Source organism: Trichococcus ilyis (assembly GCF_900109135.1).
GTDB classification, from domain to species: Bacteria; Bacillota; Bacilli; order Lactobacillales; family Aerococcaceae; genus Trichococcus; species Trichococcus ilyis.
In genome coordinates this window covers 77,808-95,797 of record NZ_FNYT01000010.1, presented here as the reverse complement: position 1 = coordinate 95,797, position 17,990 = coordinate 77,808, and the positions used below count along the sequence as shown (strand labels likewise).

Annotated in this window: 16 protein-coding genes; 12 read left to right on the top strand and 4 right to left on the bottom strand. The window is 47.8% G+C overall.

Translation table 11 applies throughout. The features are described 5' to 3' along the window. Positions 1-391: 391 nt before the first annotated feature. The gene (trpS, locus tag BMX58_RS06735; protein WP_068623269.1) at positions 392-1,384 is read right to left on the bottom strand and encodes a tryptophan--tRNA ligase; all 993 of its coding nucleotides are present in this window, start codon (positions 1,382-1,384) and stop codon (positions 392-394) included. A gap of 389 nt (positions 1,385-1,773) precedes the next feature. Between trpS and spxA the strand changes: the two genes are divergently transcribed. The 4 genes from spxA to pepF all read left to right on the top strand — a co-directional run bounded on the left by spxA (position 1,774) and on the right by pepF (position 6,201). Continuing rightward, positions 1,774-2,172, top strand: a complete 399-nt coding sequence (gene spxA, locus BMX58_RS06730) for a transcriptional regulator SpxA (RefSeq protein WP_068559948.1) — start codon at positions 1,774-1,776, stop codon at positions 2,170-2,172. A 218-nt stretch (positions 2,173-2,390) separates the two neighbouring features. Continuing rightward, entirely contained in the window at positions 2,391-3,053 is a 663-nt protein-coding gene (locus BMX58_RS06725; protein WP_338061253.1) for an adaptor protein MecA, read from the top strand. Positions 3,054-3,110: 57 nt separating this feature from the next. Then, on the top strand, positions 3,111-4,307 hold the full coding sequence (locus BMX58_RS06720; protein ID WP_084253946.1) for a competence protein CoiA: 1,197 nt from the start codon (positions 3,111-3,113) through the stop codon (positions 4,305-4,307). 76 nt (positions 4,308-4,383) lie between these two features. Continuing rightward, positions 4,384-6,201 (top strand): oligoendopeptidase F, encoded by a 1,818-nt coding sequence (pepF, locus tag BMX58_RS06715; RefSeq protein ID WP_068623267.1) that lies wholly within the window; start codon positions 4,384-4,386, stop codon positions 6,199-6,201. A 53-nt stretch (positions 6,202-6,254) separates the two neighbouring features. On the opposite strand, the gene BMX58_RS06710 is transcribed toward pepF, so the two are convergent. Together BMX58_RS06710 and BMX58_RS06705 are read right to left on the bottom strand one after the other, a co-directional pair. Then, the gene (locus tag BMX58_RS06710; RefSeq protein WP_162268625.1) at positions 6,255-6,953 is read right to left on the bottom strand and encodes a DsbA family protein; all 699 of its coding nucleotides are present in this window, start codon (positions 6,951-6,953) and stop codon (positions 6,255-6,257) included. 349 nt (positions 6,954-7,302) lie between these two features. Beyond that, positions 7,303-7,896 (bottom strand): CYTH domain-containing protein, encoded by a 594-nt coding sequence (locus BMX58_RS06705; RefSeq protein WP_068623266.1) that lies wholly within the window; start codon positions 7,894-7,896, stop codon positions 7,303-7,305. Between the two features lie 293 nt (positions 7,897-8,189). Between BMX58_RS06705 and yjbM the strand changes: the two genes are divergently transcribed. The 5 genes from yjbM to mgtE all read left to right on the top strand — a co-directional run bounded on the left by yjbM (position 8,190) and on the right by mgtE (position 13,217). Continuing rightward, the gene (yjbM, locus tag BMX58_RS06700) at positions 8,190-8,822 is read left to right on the top strand and encodes a GTP diphosphokinase (protein WP_068623265.1); all 633 of its coding nucleotides are present in this window, start codon (positions 8,190-8,192) and stop codon (positions 8,820-8,822) included. Between the two features lie 32 nt (positions 8,823-8,854). Beyond that, positions 8,855-9,685, top strand: coding sequence for an NAD kinase (locus BMX58_RS06695; protein ID WP_068623264.1), 831 nt, complete (start codon positions 8,855-8,857; stop codon positions 9,683-9,685). Positions 9,686-9,687: 2 nt separating this feature from the next. Then, positions 9,688-10,641 carry an NAD(P)-dependent oxidoreductase gene (locus tag BMX58_RS06690; RefSeq protein WP_068623263.1) on the top strand — a complete coding sequence of 318 codons (954 nt, stop codon included), beginning with the start codon at positions 9,688-9,690 and terminating at the stop codon, positions 10,639-10,641. A gap of 295 nt (positions 10,642-10,936) precedes the next feature. Further along, entirely contained in the window at positions 10,937-11,866 is a 930-nt protein-coding gene (locus BMX58_RS06685; protein WP_068623262.1) for an RluA family pseudouridine synthase, read from the top strand. Next, entirely contained in the window at positions 11,847-13,217 is a 1,371-nt protein-coding gene (mgtE, locus tag BMX58_RS06680) for a magnesium transporter (RefSeq protein WP_068623261.1), read from the top strand. Before BMX58_RS06685 ends, mgtE begins: the two co-directional genes overlap by 20 nt. Positions 13,218-13,548: 331 nt before the next feature. On the opposite strand, the gene BMX58_RS06675 is transcribed toward mgtE, so the two are convergent. Next, positions 13,549-14,016 (bottom strand): GNAT family N-acetyltransferase, encoded by a 468-nt coding sequence (locus tag BMX58_RS06675; protein WP_239420567.1) that lies wholly within the window; start codon positions 14,014-14,016, stop codon positions 13,549-13,551. 157 nt (positions 14,017-14,173) lie between these two features. On the opposite strand from BMX58_RS06675, the gene BMX58_RS06670 reads away from it, so the two are divergent. The 3 genes from BMX58_RS06670 to BMX58_RS06660 all read left to right on the top strand — a co-directional run bounded on the left by BMX58_RS06670 (position 14,174) and on the right by BMX58_RS06660 (position 17,881). Then, a complete protein-coding gene (locus tag BMX58_RS06670) occupies positions 14,174-15,214 on the top strand; it encodes a M42 family metallopeptidase (protein ID WP_068623259.1) in 1,041 nt (346 codons plus the stop codon). Positions 15,215-15,238: 24 nt separating this feature from the next. Beyond that, the gene (locus BMX58_RS06665; protein WP_068623258.1) at positions 15,239-16,342 is read left to right on the top strand and encodes an AI-2E family transporter; all 1,104 of its coding nucleotides are present in this window, start codon (positions 15,239-15,241) and stop codon (positions 16,340-16,342) included. Positions 16,343-16,522: 180 nt separating this feature from the next. Continuing rightward, entirely contained in the window at positions 16,523-17,881 is a 1,359-nt protein-coding gene (locus tag BMX58_RS06660) for an FAD-dependent oxidoreductase (protein WP_068623257.1), read from the top strand. The last annotated feature ends 109 nt before the right edge of the window (positions 17,882-17,990 follow it).

Genomic DNA, 17,990 nt, shown 5'->3' with positions numbered 1-17,990 from the left:
GTATTTGTTCAAGGAACTTCCGAACACGCCCTTCAAAGAGGAGCCCGAACTTCTTGAGGATTATTTGCCATGGAGTACAGAGATCCAGGAAAACTGCAAATAACCCTACTACGATATGATATCCATATTGTAGCAGGGTTATTCGTGTTGCAGTATATACCTGATTATTTGGCGCTTACAGAGAAGCCCCGCATTGTGCGCGGGGCTTCTCTTTTGCAACAGGGCTGAACGAACCCGTGAAGCATTAAATTCATAAAACATAATGGCTAGCGGTCCAAGCCTGCCTCTCGGAAATTAGATAAATCTGACCCATTGCGCTCTACGATGCTCATTCAGGGCCAGATTTCCTAAATTTCTTTCGAGGCAGAGCGGGCTTGTACCGCTTTTCTAATTATCTGTGGAGGCCGATTGCTGTTTCCATGCGTTTCAGGGTTTCGGAGGCGATCGCATTTGCTTGTTTTGCGCCCGCATCCAAAATGTCGTCCAGTTCTTTGGAGTTCAATAACTCATAGTAGCGATTCTGCATCGGTTCCAATTCGGCGATGATGGCATCCGCCAATTTTTCTTTGAAATTGCCATAGCCGGAATCGGCAAACTCGGAAACCAATTCATCGATGGATTTATCGGTGAAGGCCGAGAAAATCGTCAGCAAATTGGAAATGCCAGGCTTGTTTTCCTTATCGTACTCGATGACACCACTTGAGTCGGTTACGGCACTCTTGATTTTCTTGCGGATGACTTTAGGTTCATCCAGCAATGAAATGAAGCCTTTGGTATTCTTGTCGGATTTGCTCATTTTGCTGGTAGGGTCTTGGATGCTCATGATCCGGCCGCCGTCTTCAGGAATCATCGGTTCCGGCATGGACAGGATTTTGCTGCCCTTTCCGTATTTGTTGTTGAAGCGTTGGACGAAGTCGCGCGTCAGTTCCATATGCTGCTTTTGGTCTTCACCGACAGGGACGAAATCCGTGTTGTAGAGGATGATGTCCGCTACCATCAGAGGAGGATAGGTCAGTAATCCAGCCGATACGGTTTCTTGTTTGGAGGACTTGTCTTTGAATTGGGTCATTCGTTCCAACTCGCCCAAATAGGTGTTGCATTGGACGATCCACGCAGCTTGTGCATGGGCAGGGACTTCCGATTGGATGAAGATGGTCGATTTGTTCGGGTCGATGCCCAGAGCCAAATATAGAGCCGCCAATCCGCGTGTCCTTTCGGTCAAAGTGGCTGGATCTTGGGGAACGGTGATCGCATGCTGATTTACGATGCAATAGGTGCAATCATATTCTTCTTGACGCTGCACGAATTGTTTCATCGCTCCGATATAGTTCCCGATTGTCGGGATACCGCTAGGCTGAACGCCGGAAAATATTTTCTTTTTCATAAAATGCCTCCTAGGTTAAGTACGTCACTTTTTATTATAACGCAAATCCGGAGCGTATTCACGATTTAATTCGAATGCACAAAGTCGGAGGAACGCTGACGTAATGTAAGCGTTTTAAATGAAAAGGCTGAATTCGGAAAAAAATAATTATCAAACGATATTTATTATAAATTATAAAATTTCGGAACTGAGATATAGCGCTCGGAAAGGTTGTTAAATAAGCATTTCACAAACTTTGTTCTGACTATTCGGAAGTGCGAATGTGTCCGAAATGTGACAGAATTTTGCAAGGCATTAAAAAAAAGGATAGCTATTGTGCTTGGATTGGTTTATAATAATAGTTGTAAGTAGTTCACAAACAAAACTTACAAAAAAAGGAGAGATCAGAGATGGTAACATTATATACTTCCCCAAGTTGTACCTCATGTCGCAAGGCACGTGCATGGCTAGAAGAAAATAACATCCCTTATACTGAAAGGAACATATTCTCCGAACCTTTGACAGAAATCGAAATCAAGAGCATCCTGAAAATGACTGAAGAAGGCACTGAGGAAATTATTTCCACTCGATCCAAAGCATTCCAAGAATTGAACATCGACTTAGACGAACTACCTTTAAATACATTATTCACTTTGATCGAGGATAACCCCGGCCTATTGCGTCGTCCGATCATTTTGGACGAAAAACGCCTGCAAGTGGGATATAACGAAGATGAAATCCGTCGTTTCTTGCCAAGGGAAGTCCGCGCGCTGGAACTGCAAAAAGCGCAAAGATTGGCAAACTTCTAGCCAAAAGCAACTGAACAACAATCAGCAGACAAGTGCACCGCGCAAATGGCCGCACTTGTCTTTTTTGACCGCTGAATTTGGGTGTTTTGGCAGAAAAGAAATATTCAGATGAGAAAACACATGAGAAGTCAAAAGATTTTGTGCTTTTGTCTTTACATTTTTACGATTTGATTTACAATGGGTATAAGAAAAATAGGGAAAGAAAAGTGGGGTGAAGCATGATGGAAATGGAAAACATCAACGAAAACACAATTCGCGTTTTGATTGAGAATTCTGATTTGGAGGAAAGAGGCATTACTTTTCTGGATTTATTGGGGAATCAAAAGCAAATCGAGAGCTTTTTCTACAGCATCCTCGAGGAAGTCGATGTCGATAATCAATTTCATGAATCAGATGCAATTACTTTCCAAGTGCTGCCTAATGGGAACGGGTTAGAATTGTTCATCAGCAAAGGGATGAACAACGAAGATGACTTCGATATGGCGAATGGTTCCAATCAATTGGAGCATGTGGTGGATTACATCAAAAAACAGACGAAGAGCTTCAATGAACGGGACAAAACAGCTGTTGAGGCCGATGAGGATGATATGGCACCTTTGGAAATCGTGTTCAAATTCCAGAGTTTCGATGATTTTCTGGAGCTGGCGAAACGGATGTTTTTGGAAAGCGGCGTATCCTCGCTCTATCATTACGACAACCAGTATTATTTGGCGATTGTCTACTTCATCGACGAGATGACGGAAACGAATATCGACAACGAAATTCTGAAAGCTTTGGAATTTGCGGAGGAATCCGACATCGCTGTAGAGATATTGGGCGAATACGGCAAATTGGTCATCCAAGACAATGCCTTGGAAGCCGCAAGGCACTATTTTAAATAAATAATCCGATCCGACCCCGAAAAGGGTCGGATTTTTTCTTGCCCTTTTGCGGATATTATGGGAAACAGACAGAAGGGGCTGCTGCTTATGCTGATCGCCAGCAATGCAAACGGAGAATTGATTCAGGCTTGCCAAGCCACAAAAGAAAAAGGGAAAAAATCGGATGATTATTATTGTCCAGCCTGCAAAGGGAAGTTGGTGCTGAAAAAAGGAAACATCATGATTGCGCACTTTGCTCACCTGCAACATTCGGACTGTTCCGTTTTTTCCGAGGGCGAAACACTTCCCCATCTGAAGGGGAAACAGCTGCTTCTGGAACAATTCCAAAGTGAAGGGGTAGCCGTCACTTTGGAGTGTTGGCTTCCGGAACTGCAGCAGCGGCCGGATCTCCTGCTTGTTCTCGAGGACGGGACGAAAGTTGCCATCGAGTACCAGTGCAGTCCGATCGCTCCCGCCGATCTGTTGGGAAGGACACGGGGGTACCAGCGATGCGGCTATGAAGTATGGTGGATTTGTGGCAGGAATTATCAACCCGGATCCGCGAGAATGACGCAATCTGTCTACCAATTTTTGAAGCATTCCGTGTCGCTTGGAAGCTGGATCGGGATTCTGGATACCGAATCTGAACAACTGGTCGTCTATCACCACCTTAAGTTAAGCAGCGATGAGCGCTTCTGCTTTGACAGAACGGAAATTCGCGTGATGGATCTGCAGTCAACTTCCTTGGAAAGCCTCTACAGGAAGGGATGCTTGCCGGATAATACCAAGTCGGGGACCGCTGTCCAGGGAAAAACTGCCCCGCGCAAGCATATGCAGGCGAAAGACATCAACCTGCTGCGGTATCGCACTGACAAGGAACACCGGCAATTTCTGTTGACGGTCTACCTCGATCGCAAGGACCTCTATCACTTGCCGTTATTCCTGTTCGAATTGCCTTGCCGGACTTTAGGGATCCGCACGCCTGCCTACATTTGGCGCTACTATCTGCTGAGCGAACTCAATCGGCCGGAAAAGGCAGAATCTGTCACCAAGAAATACCTGCTGGCCTGGCTGTCAAAAAGCGCACGGACGAATTTGGTGCGGACACGGGTTTCGGTGGAGTCGGACAAGGAAACTTTATGGGGACCCTTGCTCCAATTCATGATGCGGCTTGTGGAGGAGGGATATGCCGCAGCCATAGGCAAGGAAGAATGGGTTCTGCTGTCCGCGCCGCTGGAAGGGAAAACGGCGCACCAGAAATCATGCTTAAGTTAGCATCCTCTGCCAGTACCCTTTCGGTCCCAAGGTATGCTAAAATTATACTATTGAGAAATTAGAGGGGGAAAACCGGATGACAAATGCACAGAAACTATTGAAGAGAACAGAAGTCCCGGAAGCTTCCACATGGGATCTGACAGCGATCTTCCCGACAGATGAAGCTTTCGAAAAAACCTTGGAAGAGCTGGCGGGTGCCGTGCCGTTCGTACGCGCTCTGCAAGGAACCATCGGATCAAGCAGCCAAGCCTTGCTGAAAGGGATCGAAGAAGTCCTCAAAATCAATCAGAAATTGGAACGGGTCTATGTCTATTCCCATCTGAAAAATGATCAGGATACGGCGGACAGCTTGTATCAAAACTTGCATGATAAGGCCGTGTCGGTGCTGACGAGTGTCAGCGAAGCGACCTCCTGGTTCGAACCGGAAATTCTGGAAATTCCGGAAGAGGATCTGCGGCAATATTTGGCGGAAAACGAGCAATTGCAGCCGTACGCCCATCTCTTGGACAGCCTCACCTCTTCCCGGGAGCATGTACTGTCCGCCCGGGAAGAGGAGCTTTTGGCGGGGGCCGGCGAGATTTTTGCGGCGCCCAGCAAAACTTTTTCGGTGCTCAATAACGCCGATCTCACCTTCCCGACTGTGAAGAACGAGGAGGGACAGGAGGTCCAATTGACGCACGGCCTCTACGGTAAATTGATGGAAAGCCCGGATCGGGAAGTCCGGGAAGGGGCTTTCAAGGCGCTCTACAAGACATATGCTGGCCTGAAAAATACTTTTGCGACAACGTTGTCCACGAACGTGAAGACGCACAACTACAAAGCCAAAGTGCACAAATATGAATCCGCGCGGGCAGCCGCCTTGGCGAACAACCACATTCCGGAATCGGTCTATGACATTTTGCTGGATGTGGTCAACGAACATCTGCCGCTGTTGCATCGCTACGTGGCTTTGCGCAAAGAAATGTTGAAAGTCGAAGAGCTGCATATGTACGATATGTATACGCCGCTGACAGGGGAAGCCCCGATCAAATACAGCATCGAAGAGGCAACGGCGGAAACCTTGCGCGGTCTGGAACCGCTGGGAGAAGATTATCAGGCCATCCTCAAGGAAGCTTTCGACAACCGTTGGATCGATTGGCTGGAGAACGAGGGTAAACGCAGTGGAGCCTACTCGTCCGGCGCCTATGACACGAACCCATACATCCTGATGAATTGGCAGGATTCATTGAATCAACTGTATACGCTTGTCCATGAATTGGGGCATAGTGTGCACAGCTACCTGACAAGGAAAAATCAGCCTTATGTATATGGCGATTATTCGATCTTTTTGGCTGAAATTGCCTCGACCACAAACGAAAATATTTTGACGGATTATTTGCTGAAGACCCAGACCGATCCCAAAGTCCGCATTTACATCCTGAATCATTATCTCGATGGCTTCAAAGGGACGATTTTCCGTCAGACCCAGTTCGCTGAATTCGAGCACTACATCCATCAGCAAGCCTTGGCAGGAGTGCCTTTGACGCAAGACTTCATGACTTCCTATTACGGGGAACTGAACGCCAAATATTATGGTCCAGCAGTCGAAAAAGATCCTGAAATTGCCATCGAGTGGACCCGCATCCCGCATTTTTACTACAATTACTATGTTTACCAGTATGCTACCGGCTTTTCGGCGGCAACGGCGTTGGCAAAACGCATCGTCGAGGGCGAAGCGGGCGCTTTGGAGCAGTACTTGTCCTACCTGAAGGCAGGGAACAGCGATTATCCGATTGAAGTGATGAAAAAAGCGGGCGTGGATATGACACAATCCGCCTACATCGAGGATGCGATGAAAGTATTCGAGGAACGTCTGAATGAACTGGAACAATTGATCGCAGCACAACAATCTTAAACGAAAAAGAAAAGGCTTCGTGGTCCTGTAAGGGACGACGCAGCCTTTTCTTGTCAGTGCGTGATGCGTATGTAGTTTTTCCCGATTGTTGTGATATTCGTATTTTTCATACTGGCATTTTTCTGTGCGCACGCAACCGAACAATCCTTGATGACTTCATGCAGCGCCTCGGCAGTGATATTGTCCTCCAACAAGAGGCCATAGTGATAATTCAGATTGTCAAAGATGACCAACGACGGATTTGTTTTGATGTTCATCTCTTGGGCGATATGCTGGTCGGCTTCGTAGCTGTTTTTTACGAAAGGAGATTCTTTATCCTCAAAAAACATGTCGACATCCAGTTTGGCTTTGGCGGCGACTTCAGCCAGCAATTCTTTCGAGTAGGTGGTCTTGCCGTCCGCGAGTGATTTTTGCAGATGGAGCAAAAAGCTTCGGCCGCGTTTTTTGCCTTGCATCAAGGCAGCCTTATACGCCAATGAGGCATCATAGATGGAACTGTATATTTGATTTCGTAAAGTCAGATCTTTCTCCGGCAAATTCAGGCGCTTCATGTACTGTGTGACGGTGTTGAAATTGTGGAAGGTTATGAAGCGGAAGTGGACTTTTGGGCCATCCAACGAACTCATGAATTTTAAGACTTCCTGTTCCGTCCGGTAGCATTTGTGCCCGATCGGATTCACAAATAGATAAAGCTCAAAAATCTGTTGAGGAGAAGAGGCAGAATCAGCGATATTCTGTTTTGACCTGTACATTGTATCCCTCCATCCTTCCATTTTGCTTACATTTAGTTTACCAAAAAAAAGCCCAAACAAGTAGTAATAAGGCTTTGCACAACCTTTTCTTTTGCATCTTGGTCATCCAAACCGCCGGAAAACAGCTGCCTTCTTTCAGAAGCGGCTGATTGATTGTCAAGCTGTATTTTACGAGACAATGACCTAATTTGCAACTAAATCGACTGTTTTTTTGTCCTGTATGGGCCAGCAGCCTTCATAAACCGAAGCAGGGCAGTTTTTTGCCTATTTAGAAAATGAAAAAACGGACCGACTCTCCGCTGGGAATTTTGGAGAATCGGTCCGTTTGTCGCTGACGGGCCGCTTAAGTTTACTGGTGCGCCGTCGAATTGGGGTAATCCAGCATGCGTTCGATTTTCTGCTTGGCTTTGCGGACCTTGATTCCGTATTGGTCCAAGAAAGCTCGGAACGCGAGGGCGCCTTCTTCCAAGCTTTCCGATTCGAATTCCAGTTCATAGTCCATTTGATCTTGATAAAAGCTCTTGTCCAGGAAGTAGGTTCCGTTGTCACCCGGAAATTCATAACGGATGGTCGAAAGCTGTCCGATGATCACGAGTTCTTCGTTAGCGACGCCCAATTCCTTGAGTTTCGCGGCCACATTTCCTGTTTTTTTCAGTCTTTGGTCCTCAATCAGTACTTTTGCTTCCTCCAGGCTCAAGTCGTCGTTCGTCTCCAATTTTTCGTTTTTCTGGATTGGAGTTTTCAAGGTGATTTCGGCTTTGTCCTCATAAGTTCGGATGCGCAGTCCGCTGTTCAGGTTCTTCAGCTGATAGTCCGGTGTATCGAAGTAAATATTGGTTTGTTTGATCGCTTCTGTTTCGTCAAGGGCGAAGGCGGCGATCAAGGCTTCATATTCTTCTTTATTCAGCAGATTTTTGAATTCTTTTTCAATGTTTTGGCTCATCGGCATTACTTCCTTTCCATAGTAAGGTTCGTTCTGTCTGGGGCTGATGAATAATTCGAACCGTCAATCCTGCCGGTACATCAGCATGCGTATCAGCGGGCGGTTCAAAAACTTATTCCTATTGTATCACAAGTTCTGCGGAGTTGATTGTTTTGAGATGCCGGAGCGCACAGCGCAACCGCTACATTTGAAGAAAAAATGAATTCGCGCCTTTTCGACAAGAATTATATAGAATCATAAATAATTGTGCTAAAATAAAGTAGCATATACTATATGATAGGGTGTCGTTCTATATGGAAAATAAGGAAGTTGAAAACTGGGATTCATTTTTGGCGCCGTATGAGCAGGCGGTTGAGGAACTAAAAGTCAAGCTGAAAGGAATACGCAAGCAATATCGCGATGAGAATGCGCACGCGCCCATTGAATTCATCACGGGCCGTGTCAAGACAAAGGAAAGCATATTGGAAAAAGCGGAAATCCGGAACATCGACCTGACCAGGTTGGAAGAGGATGTACAGGATATTGCCGGGTTGAGGATCATGTGCCAGTTTGTAGAGGATATACACGAAGTTGTGCGCCTTTTGCGGGCGAGAAAGGACTTCAATATCATAATAGAGCGGGATTACATCACCCATAAAAAAGAAAGCGGGTATCGTTCGTACCACATGGTGATTGAATATCCGGTCCAACGCATTTTTGAAGAAAAGAAGATTTTGGTAGAAATCCAGATCAGAACATTGGCCATGAATTTCTGGGCAACGATCGAGCATTCTTTGAACTACAAATATCGGGGCGAGTACCCGGAAGAATTGCATGACCGTCTGATCCGGGCAGCGGAAGCCGCTTTTCGCCTTGACGAAGAGATGTCGGAAATACGCGAAGAAATCAAGGATGCGCAGCGCTATTTTTCCGACAAAAAAGAATAAAGACAGAACAGTTGATCGAGAGGAGCTCAAACATGAAAATTGCACTGGTCCACAACCAGACGCCGGAGACTTTGTCGGTAGCGGCGAAATTCAAAGAGATGTGCCTCTCTGAAGATATTAAAATTGTCACGGACTATCCGGACTTGGTGGTGTCGATCGGGGGCGACGGCACATTGCTTTCGGCATTCCATAAGTACGAAGATCAATTGAGCCAAGTGCGCTTTGTGGGGATTCATACGGGTCATCTGGGTTTTTACACGGATTGGCGCACTTACGAATTGGCTGAACTTGTCGAAAGTCTGAAAAAGGACAAAGGCGAAAGCGTCAGCTATCCTTTACTCGATGTCCGCGTCAAGTATGCGGATGAAGAGCAGGAAACAAGATACATCGCTTTGAATGAGGCGAGTTTGAAGAAAATGGACGGGACGATGGTCTGTGATGTCTATGTGAAAGATGAATTGTTCGAAACATTCCGGGGGGATGGCCTTTGCGTCTCCACTCCCACAGGTTCGACAGGATTCAGCAAATCCCTCGGGGGAGCCGTCATCCACCCCCGTACGGAAGCAATCCAGTTGACGGAAATGGCTTCAGTGAACAATCGTGTCTACCGGACGTTGAGTTCGCCCATGATCATCGCCAAGGACGAATGGATTGTGATTTATCCGCACAAAGAGGATCGGCTGATTTTGTCGGTGGACCACCTGACATTCAAGAAAAGACGCATCGAGCGTTTGGTCTACCGGATTGCCCGGGAACGCGTGCATTTCGCACGTTATCGCCATACCCATTTTTGGGATCGGGTCGAAGATGCGTTCATCGGCGTCAAGAAAAACGATAGAAATGAACGGACAAAGGAGTGGTGAAAATGGCGTCCAAAAAATGGCTGCTGAAGACAGGCTTAAAGGAACAGCATATCGCGGCATTGGAGGAACTCTTTCCGGATTACGCGATGGTGATGGATAATGCCGAAACGGATGCTCTGGGCGAAGTCGAATGGACGATCGGCTGGAACGACAAGTTGACCGGTTTGCTGGAGGGAGGACGATTGCCTTCCTTGAAATGGGTCCAAGCCACTTCCGCGGGCGTGAACAGCCTTCCGCTGGAAACCTTTGCAAGAAAAGGAATCTATTTGACGAACGCAAGCGGCATCCACAGCGAACCGATTGCTGAATATGTGATCGGTGTACTCCTTTCGCACATGCGCGGTTTGAGGACGGCGATCTTGAACCAGCCGCAGAGAAACTGGGAACAGATCACTGACCTCCAGGAATTGAAAGGCAAGACCATGATGATTGTGGGCGCGGGCCACATCGGGAATCGTCTTGGAGAGTTGGCCAAAGCCTTCGGGATGAAGGTCATCGCCGTCAATCGCAGCGGCAGGGAGGTGGCCGGCTTGGATGTGACGGTCAAAATGGATGATATCGGCACTGTCATCGATTTTGCGGATATTGTCGTGGACATCCTTCCGCAGACAGAAGAAACCTATCGCGTCTTCAATGAGGCTCTTTTTTCGCGCATGAAAAAAGGCGTGCTTTTCGTGAATGTAGGCCGAGGAGCCACAGTGGACACTGATAGCCTTATCAAGGCTTTGGATAACGGGACAGTGGCTTATGCGGCCTTGGATGTGTTTGATGAAGAACCGTTGCCTGCCGACAGCCGTTTGTGGGATCACCAGAAGATACTGGTCACACCGCATTTTTCGGGCGTCGTTGAGCATTTTCGGGACAATCTGTTCGAAATTGTCCGGGAGAATGCTGGAAGTTTCAAAAAATACGGCAAACCTAGCCGTAATCTGATCGATCTTGAGAAAAAATATTGAGAAACAGGCAAGGGCTGCACCCCCAGACAAATTGGGGATGCAGCTTTTTTCTGCGAATTTTTTTGGAAGGCGGGTGGCCTTCGGTTGTGGAATGGCTTCGTTTTGGTTAGAATAGGAATGTGTGTTAGCGGCCAAAAATAAGATTGCGCAGCCTCTTCTGAAGCCGCGGCGTCAATCTTGTCGGACTGCTCTGTCAGCAGGGCCGGCTGGGCCGAAAGACCTAAGTGTACAAACAGAATAAACAGAATGGCCGATCAACGCCTGGGGATTCGGTATAGAGTAGGGGTAGTGTAAAGTGATTTTTAGCTGGATACATGACAAGGAAGACAAAATACAAATCAAGACTTTTTTGCAGTCCAAAGGGATATCGAAAAGTCTGTTGGCCACGATCAAATTCGATGGCGGCAAAATCTGGCTGAACGGCAAAGAACGAACAGTATTGGCTACTCTGGAAAAAGGCGATAAAGTCACGATAAAGATTCCTGATGAAGGGGAGCATGAAACGACTGTCGGGGTGGATATGCCTCTGGACATTTTGTTTGAGGATGACCACTTTCTGGTCGTGAACAAACCCACCGGAGCAGCTTCCATTCCATCCAAAGTGCATCCTCGGCTTTCGATGGCCAACCGCGTAAAAGGTTATTACCAACGCCAAGGTTACGTTGATCAAGTCATCCATATCGTCACGCGATTGGACCGGGACACAACCGGCGTAATGCTTTTTGCAAAGCATGGCTATGCGCATGCTTTGATGGATACGTTATTGCGCAACAAAGAAGTCGATAAAACCTATCGCGCGATCTTGTCCGAACCGATACTGACGCAGCCGCACGGATTCATCGATGGCCCCATCGGCCGGACGGAGGATTCGATTATGATGCGGATGGTGCGGGAAGACGGCAAACAGGCGCTGACGGAATACTGGTTGGACAAGTCCTATCCGGAGGGGCAGACCGTAAGGATCAAGTTGCATACGGGAAGGACGCACCAGATCCGGGTGCATTTCGCCTCAATAGGCGCTCCATTGCTTGGGGACGACCTCTATGGCGGGAAAGCGGATGCTGATATGTTGCGTCAAGCCTTGCATTGCGAGTCGCTGGCCTTTGTCCACCCGTTCAGTGGCATATCCCTGAAGATAGAGGCTCCTTTGCCGGATGATTTCATCAAATGGGAAAGCAGCCAGAAAAAGAAGGAGGCGGATATCCTTGCTGGAACCACAATATGAATTTGAATTGGACGGTGCGGTGGAAAAAATCCGTGAATCCATCCAGACAGAGGACATGGAGAAGTTCCGTTCCGATTTTTTGGACTATCATGTCTATGATCAAGCCCAAATCTACCTTGCCTTGTCCCCTGAAGAACGCATCACGATGTATCATTATCTCTCCGCGAACGAAATGGCGGACATGTTCGAAATCATCGAAGAGGATGTCGAGTCGATCGAAGCCTATCTTTTGGAAATGAACAATCAATACGCAGCGGATATGTTGGCGAACATGTATGCCGATAATGCCGTGGATATGCTGAAGCAGCTGAAGGATGAGCGCATTTGGCTGTATCTGCGCTTGATGCCTTTGGAGGCAGCGAAAGATATCCGTGCTTTGCTGAATTATAAAGATGAGACTGCCGGGGCCATCATGACGCCGGAGTTCGTCTCGATCGTCGCAAACCAGACAGTCCGGTCGGCGATGGCGATCCTCAAAAGCAAAGCGCCTGATGCGGAGACCATCTATTACATCTATGTCGTCAATGTGGATAATGTGTTGGTCGGGGTCATTTCCTTGAGGGATCTGATCGTGAACGATGAAGATATGATGATCGGCGACATCATGAGCGAACGGATCGTCTCGGTGAACGTAAACGAAGGGCAAGAAGAAGTTGCCCACAAAATTAGGGACTACGACTTCTTGGCTGTGCCGGTTGTCGATGAAAACAATGTGCTGCTGGGGATCATCACCGTCGACGATATCATCGACGTCATCGATGAGGAAGCCGTCAGCGACTTCTCCGGTTTGGCCGGGGTCGACGTTGAAGAGCAATCAGAAAACCCTTTTGTGGCGGCCTCCAAAAGGCTGCCGTGGTTGATTACGCTTTTGTTTTTGGGTATGGGGACATCCACCCTGATCAGCCAATATGAGGGGTTGATTGCGGACGCATCGATCCTTTCTGTGTTTGTCACCTTGATCACCGGTACATCCGGAAATGCGGGGACGCAATCGCTTGCCGTCGCGGTAAGGAAAATCGGCATGCAGGACGAGGAGGAGAAGAATTTATTCCGGACCATTTTATCAGAGTTGGCGACAGGCCTTCTTTCCGGATTTGTTACCGGTGTTACGATTGCCCTTGTCATCGGCGTCTGGAAACACAACTTTATCCTCGGCGGCATCATCGGGATTTCGATGTTGGTCGCCATCACAGTGGCGAATCTGGCGGGCAGCTTAATTCCGGTCTTGATGGACCGGCTTGGGTTTGATCCGGCTGTTGCGAGTGGTCCGTTCATCTCGACCTTCAGCGATCTGACCTCTGTGCTGATCTATTTCAATATCGCGCAACACTTCATCGCCATGCTGCTTTGAAACGGAAAACAGGCAGGAAGCAACACCGCTAGGGCGGAAAGCTTCCTGCCTGTTTTTTCCAATCCGTCCGTTTTGTGTTAGTCCTCTTAGTGCTCGATTTCTGCCCGGGATTCATCACGCTCTGCGAAAACGCGTTCGAAAAGTCAGCTCCCGCTAACGTTTCGCATCCCCCGTAGTGAACAAAAGAGGTTCACTTCGTGGGATGCTCCAACGTACGGGGAGCTAAACGACTTTTCTCACGCTCTGCGAAAACGCGTTCTGAATCCCAGAAATCTCCGCCTAAGTTGACTAGCACAAGCGGCCAAAAAGCGGCCGTTTTGTGTTAGTCCTCTTAGTGCTCGATTTCTACCCGGGATTCATCACGCTCTAGTATTTTTTCCATATCGTGATGGAGGATGCCGGCTTCTTCGTATTCTTCACCGCAGATGGTGTAGCCGGCTTTTTCGTAAAAACCGATGGCCTGGTTTTGGGATCCGAGAAACAGCCGCTTGCCGCCGAGTTCCCGGACATGATTTTCGATTTCCTGCATCAGGCTGTTGCCGTATTTTTTTTCACGGGCGACTTTGCGGATCGCGACGCGCTGTACTTTGTATTTGCTGTTGTTCATCGGATAAATCCGGGCTGTGGCTACCGGAGTGGCGTCTTCATAGCCGACGAGGTGCAAGGTTTTATCCTCCAGATCATCAATTTCGATGGCCTCCGGAACTTGCTGTTCCACTACAAACACCTCTTTGCGGATAGCCAAAGCATCCCGGTAGGTTTGTGATGCCAAATCTTGTGTCCATTTAAAATGCAACAAAGGTCATTCCTCGCTTTCAAAATGTGTGGGGTTCGTTGGAATCTCCCTTTGCTTATTTTACATTAACTCGAAACTTTTTGTCTGAATTAGTTGCTTTTGCCTCATTTCATCGGTTCCTTTTGCTATACTTATATAATCAGCAAGAGGAGTGGTGAATATGCAAGACATAATGGAAACAATCCAACAATTGACAAATATCCCGTCACCGACAGGATACACAACAGAAATCATCGATTTTCTGGATGAGAATCTGAAACAGAAGGGGTATCAACCGGAAAGGAACCACAAAGGCAGCCTGATGGTAACCGTGCAAGGAAAGGAAGACGGAAGAAGGCGTTTTGTGACGGCGCATATCGATACATTGGGCGCGATGGTGCGTGCGATCAAGCCGGATGGGAGACTGAAGATCGATCTGATCGGCGGCTTCACCTATCATTCGATTGATGGTGAATACTGTACGGTCCATAGTGCAGGCACCGGAAAGGAATGGACCGGAACTATTTTGCTGCACCAAACGAGCGTCCATGTCTACAAGGATGCACGGACCGCCGACCGTAACCAGGACAACATGGAAATCCGCTTGGACGCGGAAGTGCGTACCGCCGAGGATGTGAGGGGACTCGGCATCAACGTAGGGGACTTCATCAGTTTTGCTCCGCGGACAGAGCTCACTCCGTCCGGCTACATCAAATCAAGGCACTTGGATGATAAGGCCAGCGCGGCTATCCTGGTGCAGCACCTGCACCGCATCGTGGATGAAAAACTGACGCTGCCATATACGACTTGCTTCTTCTTTTCGAATAATGAAGAAATCGGTTATGGCGGCAATTCAAACATGCCGGAGCGCACGGTGGAGTATCTGGCTGTCGATATGGGTGCGATGGGCGATGATCAGCAGACGGACGAGTATACCGTGTCCATCTGCGTGAAGGACGGATCGGGCCCTTATCACTTTGGTTTGCGGCAACAATTGGTCGGGCTGTGCGAAGCGCAGCAGATCCCTTACAAATTGGATATCTACCCATTTTACGGCAGTGATGCCTCCGCAGCCATGAAAGCGGGGTGGGATGTCCGCCACGCTTTGATCGGTCCCGGAATCGATGCGAGCCACGCTTACGAGCGGACCCACCGGAAATCTTTGGACGCTTGCTCAAAATTATTGGAGGCGTATCTGTCCGCTCCGATGATCGGTGAATAGAGCGGGATGCAAAAGGGGAATTTCATGGAGAAGTTAAGGAAATCAAATTTGCTTTATTGGAGTGTCTGGCTTCTGGTCATGGCCTGTCTGATCTGGGTATCCACTAAAATCGATTTTATTTTTTATCCGATCGGAGCCTTCATCTCGACGATTTTCACGCCAGTACTCGTAGCCGGGTTTTTGTATTATATTTTCATGCCGTTCATCGAAATGCTTGAGAATCGGCTCAAAATCAAACGATCGATCGGCATTCTCGTCGTCATGGTCCTTTTGATCGGCATCGTCATTTTCTCGTTTCTCGGGCTCATTCCGAGTCTGGTGAACCAGATCGGCGAGCTGCTGACGAATTTGCCTGGGGTGATCCGTTCCCTGAACAAACTTTATCAACAAGTGATTGAGCAGGAGTGGATCCGCCGATTGGATATTCCGACCCAATTATCGCAGCTGACCGGAAGTGTCCAGAACAGCATCACTGCCTTCCTGAATGGTCTGACGGGCAGTATCGGTTCCCTATTGTCGGCCGTCGCCAATATCGCGTTGCTTGTCATCATCATTCCGTTGATCTTTTTCTACATGCTGAAGGATGGCCACAAGTTTCCTGAAGCTGTCGCCCAACTGCTGCCGCAGGAATATTCCGCTGATGTGCTTGCCTTGTTCAAGGAAATCAACAAAACAATCGCCAAATACATCAGCGGGCAGGCGCTTGTCTGTTTGTTCGTAGGTACATTCACCTTCATCGGCTATCTGCTGATCGGACTGCCTTACGCCTTTTTGCTAGGGGTTACGGCAGCGATCACGAACATCATTCCTTATCTGGGACCTTACATCGGTCTGATTCCGGCTGCAATGATCGGGCTGACGGTCTCCCCGACGAAGGCGCTGCTGGTCTGTGCCGTTGTGTTGGTGGTACAGCAAGTGGAATCGAACATCATTTCGCCGAATGTTCTGGGCAAAACACTGGACATGCATCCGCTGACCATCCTGTTTCTGCTCTTGGCAGCTGGAAAAATCTCCGGTGTATTGGGGATGATTTTGGCGATTCCGGCGTATGCAGTCGCGAAAACCATTATTCAGTATGTTCACGGATATGTAAAAAACAGGAGAAAAAAAGTGTTGTATAAAGAGTGAAAAAAATTAAACAGGATTCCAAGGGTTATTGATTGCTTTTTACCTTTGGAATCCTTTATTATATAAAAAGTATTAAGAGCATAACGAATCAATTTGTGCAATTTTTATTATGAATTATGAGAATGACGCCAATTGGTTTGTGCAAAATATATTAATGCGGAAAATTTAGGAGGAAGTACAATGAAAGTAATCGTAGTGGGATGTACACATGCCGGAACGTCAGCAGTGAAGACAATTTTGAAGGAGAACCCAGGTACTGAAGTAACAGTATACGAAAGAAACGACAACGTTTCCTTCTTGTCATGCGGGATTGCACTTTACGTCGGCGGTGTCGTGAAAGATCCCCAAGGATTATTCTATTCCAACCCTGAGGAGCTTGCTTCATTAGGCGCAAACGTAAATATGGAACACGATGTAACAAGCATTGATACAGCCGCAAAAACTGTTTCTGTGAAAAACTTAGTTACTGGCGAAGAATTCCAAGACACTTATGATAAGTTGGTCCTGACGGTAGGTTCATGGCCTATCATCCCTCCGATCGACGGCATCGACAGCAAAAATGTTTTGCTGTGCAAAAACTACAACCAAGCGAAAGAAATCATCGCGCGCAAAAACGATAAGCAGAAAATCGTTGTTGTCGGCGGCGGCTACATCGGAATCGAGTTGGTGGAAGCATTCGCCAATGACGGAAAAGAAGTGACGCTGGTCGATGGTCTGGACCGCATTTTGAACAAGTATCTGGATTCCGAATTCACGGACATCCTGGAAGCTGATTTGCGTGAACATGGCGTAAAAGTGCAATTGAACGAAATGGTCAAAGGCTTCAAAGACAACGAAGCAGGGGACGTCACAACAGTGGTCACGACCGGCGGCGAATATGAAGCTGAAATGGTCATCCTATGTGTCGGGTTCAGACCGAACACTGAGCTTGTCAAAGGTCAAGTGGAGATGATGAAAAACGGTGCGATCATCGTGAATGATTACATGCAAACTAGCTTGCCTGACGTATACGCAGCAGGGGACAGCTGTGCGGTGAACTACAACCCGAACGGCGGCCACGCCTATATTCCGTTGGCCACAAATGCAGTGCGCATGGGTATGCTGGTCGGAAAAAACATCAACGGCCCTAAAATGAAGTACCGCGGTACCCAATCCACTTCAGGTCTGTACTTGAATGGCTTCAATATTGGCTCTACCGGCGTGAACGATGCAAGTGCTGGGGTATTCGGTCTTGAAACACGCTCAGTAGTTGTGGAAGACTTCTACCGTCCGGAATTCATGCCATCGAATGAGAAGATCCTGATGAAACTTGTCTACGAAGTTGGCACGAACCGCATCGTCGGCGGTCAGCTGATGTCCAAATACGACATCACACAATCAGCCAACACGTTGTCACTGGCTATTCAGAACAAAATGACGATCGAAGATTTGGCCTTGGTCGACTTCTTCTTCCAACCGCATTTCGACCGTCCTTGGAATTACTTGAACTTGTTGGCTCAAAAAGCTTTGGAACAAGAAGCGGAATTAGCCGCAAAATAATTATGGACTTAGCATAAACGCAGCCCCTCCGCTGATCGATTCGTTGATCATCGGAGGGGCTGTTTGCGGCCTCGGCAACGTTTCCGGATAAAATACTTGTGTTTTCTGC